Origin of the sequence: Parvibaculum sp., from assembly GCF_049672805.1 — a bacterium.
GTDB lineage: Bacteria > Pseudomonadota > Alphaproteobacteria > Parvibaculales > Parvibaculaceae > Parvibaculum.
The window spans coordinates 1-8,036 of sequence record NZ_JBATWS010000130.1; the positions used below are offsets into that span (position 1 = coordinate 1).

The following is an 8,036-nucleotide window of genomic DNA, read 5'->3' on the forward strand; positions in this document are numbered from 1 at the left end:
GATGGTCGCGCTTTATGCCGGCTGGCGGAGCGGCTCCATCTGGCTGCCCAGAGATGGCAGGCTTGTTTTGCGGCAGACATACCCGGCTGACGCCATGTGTGACGCCGTGGTGGAGGAGCTTGCCGTAGAAGCAGCGCAGACAGGCGAGATTGTGTACCGGCATGGCTGCGCTTCAATCCCGCTTCAGGCGCAAGGCGGGATTGTTGCCGTTCTGTGCTTCGGCATCGAAAAGGAAAAGCGGCGTGACCGGCTGACGCTCGAAGTGCTCGCTGGCATAACCGAGCGGCTGGCCATGGCGCTCCAGTGCCGGATCAGTAGCGAGGAAATGGCAAATGCGAGGCGTCGGCTTGATGAATTGCTGGCGACGGCGGGTGACGCGATCATTTCCATGGGGAGCGATCACCGCATCCGCCTCTTCAATCGGCGGGCCGAAGAGATGTTCGGCTATAGCGCGGACGAGGTGATCGGGCGCGACCTGTCGATCTTGCTCCCGGAAAGCGCACGGGCGCGGCACCAGTCGCATCTCAAGGGCTTTGCCAGCGGCCAATCGGACACGCGGCTTATGGGCGGGCGGCCCGAGGTAAAGGGGCGCCGCAAGGATGGCAGCGAGTTTCCCGCCGAGGCATCGATCTCCCGAACGGTTCTCGATGGTGAGGCCGTGTTCACCGCCGTGATGCGCGATCTGACCTCGCTTCGAAAGACGGAAGATGCGCTTCGCGCCCGTGAGCAGCAGATGCGCAGAATGATCGAGGCCATGCCTTATGGTCTTGCCATCGTGCGTCAGTCAACGGGGGAGCTTCTGTTCTGCAACAATGCCTTTGCCTGCCTCGTCGATATCCACGCAGATCAGATCGGCAGTTACAATATCGCCGACTTCCTGAATGGCGGTCTCCATGAACTCTTTATGCGTGCGGACGGGCACGGCCCTGGCTTCGAAGCGCCGATGCGGACGGCGGGCGGCCGCGATATCTGGTGCATGGTTTCGGCCGTTGCGATGGAGATGGGCGGCGATGATGTGACGATGATCGGTTGCTATGATGTGACCGACCGCCACGAGGCTCTGGAGGCGCTGCGGGAGAGCGCAACAAATCTCGCGGAAGCCGAGCGCATCGCGCATCTCGGGAACTGGCAGCTTGATGCGGCCACTTTTGCGATCACCTGCTCGGAGGAGACGCGCCGCATCTTTGGAGGCGCGCCCGAAAGAGGGGGGCTCACACTCGGCCATGTGCTCGAGCGTATTCATCCCGATGACAGGGAGAATGTTGAAACGCATATCCGCCGCGCGCTCGCGGAGGGAGAGGCGTGTCTCCTGATCATGCGAATTGTGGTGCCGGACGGCACCCTTCGCCATGTGCGCATGCAGGCAGAAGCGGTGATGGATCAACAAGGGCGTGCCTCTAGGCTGATCGGCACGGTGCTCGACATCACGGATCTGCAAAAGGCGACCGACGAGCTGCGCGCCGCGCGGGAGCGGGCGGAATGTGCCAATCAGGCGAAATCGCAATTCCTCGCCAATATGAGTCACGAGCTCAGAACGCCGCTCAACGCGATCATCGGCCTGTCTGAGCTGATGGCAGGTGACCTGCTGAAGCCCTCGATTGAGCAATACAAATCCTACGCGAAGGATATCAATGACAGCGGCATCCACCTTCTCGCCATCGTCAATGACATTCTCGATCTGAGCCGCATTGAAGCGGGAACGACTGATCTTGATGAGAGCGAGTTTGATGTGGCCGATCTTGCCGACTTCTGCATGAGAACAATGCAGATGCGGGCAGAGCAGGCCGGCATCGCGCTTCGTTCACATATTCCCTGCGGTGCGCTGCACCTGCGCGGTGACCGGCGGCTTGTGACGCAGATGGTGCTCAATCTTATGGCCAACGCCGTCAAGTTCACGCCGACGAAAGGGAGGGTGACGCTGGGCGTGGCGCGAGATGCCGAGGGGCGTCTGTGTATTTCGGTTGAAGATACCGGGATCGGCATTGCGAAGAGCCATCTCGCACGCGTGATAGAGCCGTTTGTCCAGGTCGAAAGTCATCTTTCCCGCCGCTACGACGGTGTCGGCCTCGGTCTCGCGCTTACCAAAAGGTTTGCGGATTTGCACGGTGCCGAATTGCTCATCGAAAGCGAGGAGGGCGAGGGCACATGCGTGAGTGTCCGCTTTCCGGCCTCACGCTGCGTCATCGCCGAAGAAGAGCCGGGCGCACTTAAAGTATTGATAAAGTAATAATGAAAATAATTCTAAAATTTATCACGAATTAAGACGAGGTTGTTAGCGTTCAGAAAGAATAGATCGACGAGGCGCAAATGGACGACCTTCTGACTGATTTTCTTGCAGAAACCTGTGAAGCGCTTGATTTGCTGGATAGCGAACTCGTCGAACTGGAGCAGCGCCCCGGCGACCCGGCCCTGTTGGGAAGCATTTTCCGGGTCATGCACACAATCAAGGGCACCTGCGGCTTTCTCGGTCTCCCGCGGCTCGAAGCTGTCGCCCATGCCGCCGAGGATGTGCTCGGGCGGGTAAGGGCAAACGAGCTTGATGTCTCACATGCGCTGATTTCGCAGGTGCTTGCCGCGCTCGACCGCATCAAGGAACTTGTCGCGGCGCTCGGCAAGTGCGGCCACGAGCTTGAAGGCTGTGATGATGATGTGATCGCCGCCCTTCATCAGATGGCCGAAGGCGGGGTCACAGCGGAAACAACCGGCGATACCGACGCAAAAAAAGGCACGCTTTACGAAAGGGCGGGAAGCGCATCCGGCATAGACACCGCGTGTGAACTTGCCTGTGACGGCTTTCTCAAAAAATCCCCGGAAGCGACCGCGCTCGCGCCCGACATGCTCCGGCTTCAGTTTGCCCTCGCAAAAGGCTTCGAAGTTTCGTTGCGGCAAGTGCCGGGCATTGACATTGCGGATGTCGTGACCTGCCTCACCGAGAATGGGTGGAACAGCGATGACATTAGGCTGCTCGCCGGTGAGCTTGCAGCAGCTTTCCGAACGCTTGGTGTAGATGAGGCCGATGTGGTCTCCCTTATCGGTCTTCTCACGCGCAGCGAAACGCCGGCACCGGCGCCTGCTGCGCAAGAAGAACGGCCTGCCCCGGAACCGGCCAAGCCGGTATCGATGGAGAAAGCGGAAGCGGCGCAGGTCTCCCAGACACTTCGCGTCAATATCGATGTTCTGGAAGATCTGATGACGCTTGTCAGCGAACTCGTGCTGACGCGCAACCAGCTTCTGCAGATCATGCGCGACCACGGCGACAGCCCCTTCGCTACACCCCTCCAGCGCCTCAATCAGGTGACAACCGAACTGCAGGAAAGCGTGATGATGACGCGCATGCAGCCAATCGGAAATGCCTGGAGCAAGCTGCCGCGCCTAGTCCGTGATCTGTCTCAGGAACTGGGAAAGAAAATCGAACTGGTGATGACGGGGGCGGAAACCGAGCTTGACCGTCAGGTTCTCGATTCCATCCGCGATCCCCTCACCCATATGGTGCGAAACTCTGCCGATCACGGCATTGAAAGCGCGGAAGAGCGCCGCGTGCGCGGCAAGCCTGAGCATGGCACCATCGAGCTTTCCGCGCGGCATGAAGGCGGGCATATCGTCGTGGTTGTGTCTGATGACGGGCGCGGCCTGCCGACCGCGAAGATACGTGAGAAGGTGATCGCAAACGGCCTTGCAAGCGAAGCGCAGCTTGATGCCATGAGCGAGCAGCAGATCCAGCAATTCATCTTCCGCGCGGGCTTCTCTACCGCTGCCGCCGTGACAAGCGTGTCCGGGCGTGGCGTCGGCATGGATGTCGTCAGAAACAACATTGAAAAGATCGGTGGTATCATTGAGTTTCAGTCCACCGAAGGTGCTGGCTCGCGCTTCATCATCAAGATCCCGCTGACACTCGCTATCGTCTCCGCGCTGATTGTCGAATCCGCAGATGAGCGCTTCGCCCTGCCGCAAAGCAGCGTGCTCGAGCTGGTTCGTATCAGCGGCAATGCGCAGAAGGGGCTGGAAACCATCGAGGGCCGTCCCGTCTATCGCCTGCGCGACAGGCTGCTTCCTCTTGTCTCACTGCGCGAAATCCTCGGTCTCCCCGATGGGGATACGGAGAAAATGGATACGAGCGGCGCAGAGGGCACTTATGTCGTCGTCTCCCAGGTTGGCGCATTTGTCTTTGGCATCATCGTGGACCGGGTTTTCGATACTGAGGAAATCGTCGTCAAACCCGTTTCGCGCACCATGCGCCACATCGCTTGCTTCTCCGGTACGACCATTCTGGGCGACGGGCGCGTGATAATGATCCTTGATCCGAGTGGCCTTGCATCCGTCATCTCTGCTGCACCACACGCCGAAGCCGCCGCTCAGTCGGTGCCTGCCGACCGCAGCGCGCAGAGCGCCGTGTCGATGCTTGTTTTCGAAGCGAAGTCCGGCGGGCCGAAAGCCGTGCCGCTCTCCCTTGTGGCGCGGCTGGAGGAAGCCGATCTCGCAAAAACGGAGCAGGCCGGTTCCAGAACGGTGCTGCAATATCGCGGCGGGCTTATGCCTCTCATTGATATTGACGGCAATTCACCGGAGCGAAGCGGCAAGCGTCCCATCCTCGTGTTTGTTGATGGCTCACGCATGCTTGGCCTCGTCGTCGATCGCGTACTCGATATTGTGGAGACGACACTGGACCTCCAGCTCGCGGGCGGCAGCCGCGCCGGCATTCTCGGCAGCGCCATTATCTCGGGCGTGACCACCGACATCATCGACACGGTCCATTATCTCAGGCTCTGCGATACCGACTGGTTCGAGGTGGAAACAGAAAAGCCCTTCGGGGCCGAAACGGACCGGGAGATCCTTCTCGTCGAAGACAGTCCCTTCTTCCGCAATCTGCTCGTGCCAATGCTCACCATTGCCGGTTACTCGGTAACGGTGGCAGAGCACGGCGAGGCCGCAATGAGCATCTGCAAGGAAGGCAGGAAGTTTGACTGCATCGTTTCCGATATCGAACTGCCTGGCCTCTCCGGCTTTGACCTTGTGCGCGAACTGCGCGCCGACAACCGCCTGACGCAAGTGCCGATCGTTGCACTCTCCTCCCATGCCACGCCGCAGGACATCAGGCGCGGCAAGGAAGCAGGCTTCACAGACTATGTGACGAAGCTTGATCCGAAAGCACTTCTCGGCGTCCTGTCGAAAACCGCAACAGCCACAGCGGTGAAGGAGATTGCAGCATGAGACGGCAAGCACACCTCACCGACGAGGCTGCTCTTTCTGTTGCCCAAGATTATGTGACGATGGTCATTGGCGGGCAGACATTTGGCATCCCGGTGCTCGATGTTCGCGATGTGCTGGGCCCGCAAATCATCACCCGCGTGCCGCTGGCACCGGCGGAGATAGCGGGCTCGCTCAATCTGCGCGGGCGCATCGTGACCGCAATTGACATGCGGCGGCGGCTCGGCCTCCCGGCTGACGGCTTTGCGGAAAAGGCAATGGCTGTTGTCGTCGAGCATGAGGATGAGCCTTTCAGCCTGCTTGTGGATGAGGTGGGGGAGGTTCTGAGCCTGCCGTCAACGCTCTGCGAGCCGGTCCCTGCAACGCTTGGTCCCCGCTGGCGGGATGTATCGCAAGGCATCTACCGGCTGGAAGACAAGCTGCTTCTGGTGCTCAGCGTCGGCAATGTGATCGACGCGGTTACACCAGACGCGATCCACTGACATTCAAATCAAGGGAGTGATCGACATGGCTGTCGATATGAAAATGCCCATCCTTATCGTCGATGATTACAAGACGATGCTGCGCATTGTCCGCAATCTTCTCCAGAAGCTCGGCTTCTCGAATATCGATGAAGCAACGGATGGAGCAGACGCGCTGGCAAAGCTCCGCGGACGCCAGTACGGGCTGGTGATCTCCGACTGGAATATGCAGCCAATGACAGGCTTCGAGCTTCTTCAGAAGGTGCGTGCGGATGCCAGCCTCAAGACGCTCCCCTTCGTGATGGTTACGGCAGAATCCAAGGTCGAGAATGTGGTCGCGGCGCGCAATGCTGGCGTCAACAACTACATCATCAAGCCGTTCAGCGCGGAAGTTCTGAAAGCGAAACTCAAGACCGTGCTCGGAGATTTCTGATGGGGGAGCAGGGAAAGCTCGATCTTGTCGAGCGTCTCACCAATGAATGCATCAGCCTCTGCCGGTCGGTCCTGCGCAGTCGCAAGGAACTTGATCCGCTGCTTGATCCTGCCTTCCGCCAGGAGAAATTGCAGCGCGCGCTGAACGAACAGAAAACGGCGATCAGCGAAATGGAAATGGCTGTTGACCGGATCATGAGTGCCGTTGAGAAGATCGGCGAGATTGATTTCTCCGATACTGCCAGGGCAGGGCAGCAGGTTGGTGAGTGCTGCGACGCAATCATGGAAGCATGCTGCTTTCAGGACATTACCGGGCAGCGCCTCACCCATGTGATCGGCACGCTTGGCGAGGTTCAGCGCAGTCTCGACCTTCTGGCAGAAGGGCGTCACGCAGCAGCACCGCCACCAGCCACGAATGAACTTCTGAATGGTCCGGCGCTTCCGGGAAAGGCCACAGGGCAGGACGCCGTTGACCGGCTTCTCGCGGGCGGAGCCAAGTGAAGGGAAGCAGGGGCGAATGAGAAGCGAAGCGGGCGTGCACAGCAAAGGCAAGGACACTACCAGCATATGCCGTGTCATGGTGGTTGACGATTCAGCCATTGCGCGCGGCATCGTCACGCGCGCCCTGAGCGAGGAACCTGACATTCGCGTTGTTGCATCGGTCCCAAACGGTTTGATGGCGCTCAAGGCGCTGGGAAACCAGGAGATCGATGTGGCCGTGCTCGATATCGAGATGCCTGAGCTGGACGGGCTTTCCGCCCTGCCGCGCATGCTGGAAATTGATCCGCAGCTCAAGATCATCATGGTTTCGGCGGCAAGCCAGAACGATGCCGATATCTCGCTGAAGACAATGGCGATGGGCGCGGCTGACTATGTCGAAAAGCCGAAGGCGGGGCTTGGCGGCGCGGGCGCTTTCTATGCGGAGCTTGTACGCAAGGTGCGCCAGCATGGCAGCGCCGAAAAGCGCAAGCAGGCGATGCCCCGCATGGGCAGACAGGCAAGGACCTCACCTCAGAATGCTGCCCCTGTCACTGCGCCGATCACCAGTCGGAACAAGATATTTCCAAAGCCGGATGTGATCGCCATTGGCTCATCTACCGGCGGGCCGCAGGCGCTGGCCGAGGTGCTGAAAGCGCTTGATCCGTCACTGACCCAGCCGATCCTCATCACGCAGCATATGCCGGCAACCTTCACCGGCCTGCTCGCGCAGCATATGACGCGCTATTCAGGTCGTCTCGCCGCCGAGGCGCAGGAGGGGGAGCGCATCGAACCGGGCCGGATTTATATCGCACCGGGCGGAAAGCATCTCGTGGTCGAACGGGCGGTGGCGGGAGGCATCATCATCCGGCTGGATGACGGGCCGGCTGAAAATTCATGCAAGCCCGCGGTTGATCCGATGCTGAGAAGTCTCGCGCGCATTGTCGGCGACCGGCTCCTCACGATCATTCTGACAGGAATGGGATCTGACGGGTTGAAAGGGTGTGAGGCGGTGGTGCATGCGGGAGGGCATGTACTGGCGCAGGACCGCGAGACGAGTGTGGTCTGGGGGATGCCGGGTGCGGTAGCGCAAGCCGGTCTGTGCAGCGAGATTCTGCCGCTACAGCAGATCGGCCCGGCAATCATGCGTATCGCAGGAGGAGAGGGGAAATGAATACCGCCGAGTTCGACTATCTGAAGCAGATGCTCTATGAGCGCTCCGGCCTCGTGTTGACGCCGGAGAAGGGCTATCTGATTGAGAGCCGCCTGTCGCCAATCGCACGGCGGCGTGGCATCGACAGCGTCGGCAAGCTCATCGAGGAAATCCGGCGGACACGGGACGAAACGGTGTTGAACCAGATCGTCGATGCCATGACGACGAATGAAACGCTTTTCTTTCGCGACGGATGGCCTTTCGAGCGGCTGAAGACAAGTCTGCTCCCCGACATCATGCAGCAGGCG

At 59.8% G+C, this 8,036-nt stretch carries 6 protein-coding genes and 1 pseudogene; all 7 read left to right on the plus strand.

Features of this window, described 5'->3' with window-relative positions; genetic code table 11:
• Positions 1-2,227 (plus strand): PAS domain-containing sensor histidine kinase (locus tag WBF74_RS04060; RefSeq protein WP_424435553.1); only part of this gene is annotated, 2,227 nt, incomplete at its 5' end.
• Between the two features lie 80 nt (positions 2,228-2,307).
• The gene (locus tag WBF74_RS04065) at positions 2,308-5,208 is read left to right on the plus strand and encodes a chemotaxis protein CheW (protein WP_424435556.1); all 2,901 of its coding nucleotides are present in this window, start codon (positions 2,308-2,310) and stop codon (positions 5,206-5,208) included.
• A complete protein-coding gene (locus WBF74_RS04070; RefSeq protein ID WP_424435559.1) occupies positions 5,205-5,687 on the plus strand; it encodes a chemotaxis protein CheW in 483 nt (160 codons plus the stop codon). Before WBF74_RS04065 ends, WBF74_RS04070 begins: the two co-directional genes overlap by 4 nt.
• Positions 5,688-5,712: 25 nt before the next feature.
• On the plus strand, positions 5,713-6,099 hold the full coding sequence (locus WBF74_RS04075) for a response regulator (protein WP_424435562.1): 387 nt from the start codon (positions 5,713-5,715) through the stop codon (positions 6,097-6,099).
• Positions 6,099-6,599, plus strand: coding sequence for a protein phosphatase CheZ (locus WBF74_RS04080; RefSeq protein WP_424435565.1), 501 nt, complete (start codon positions 6,099-6,101; stop codon positions 6,597-6,599). Before WBF74_RS04075 ends, WBF74_RS04080 begins: the two co-directional genes overlap by 1 nt.
• Before the next feature lie 16 nt (positions 6,600-6,615).
• Positions 6,616-7,749, plus strand: a complete 1,134-nt coding sequence (locus WBF74_RS04085) for a protein-glutamate methylesterase/protein-glutamine glutaminase (RefSeq protein ID WP_424435568.1) — start codon at positions 6,616-6,618, stop codon at positions 7,747-7,749.
• A pseudogene (locus WBF74_RS04090) lies at positions 7,746-8,036 on the plus strand (chemotaxis protein CheR); the annotation flags it as partial. The gene WBF74_RS04085 and the pseudogene WBF74_RS04090, both read left to right, overlap by 4 nt.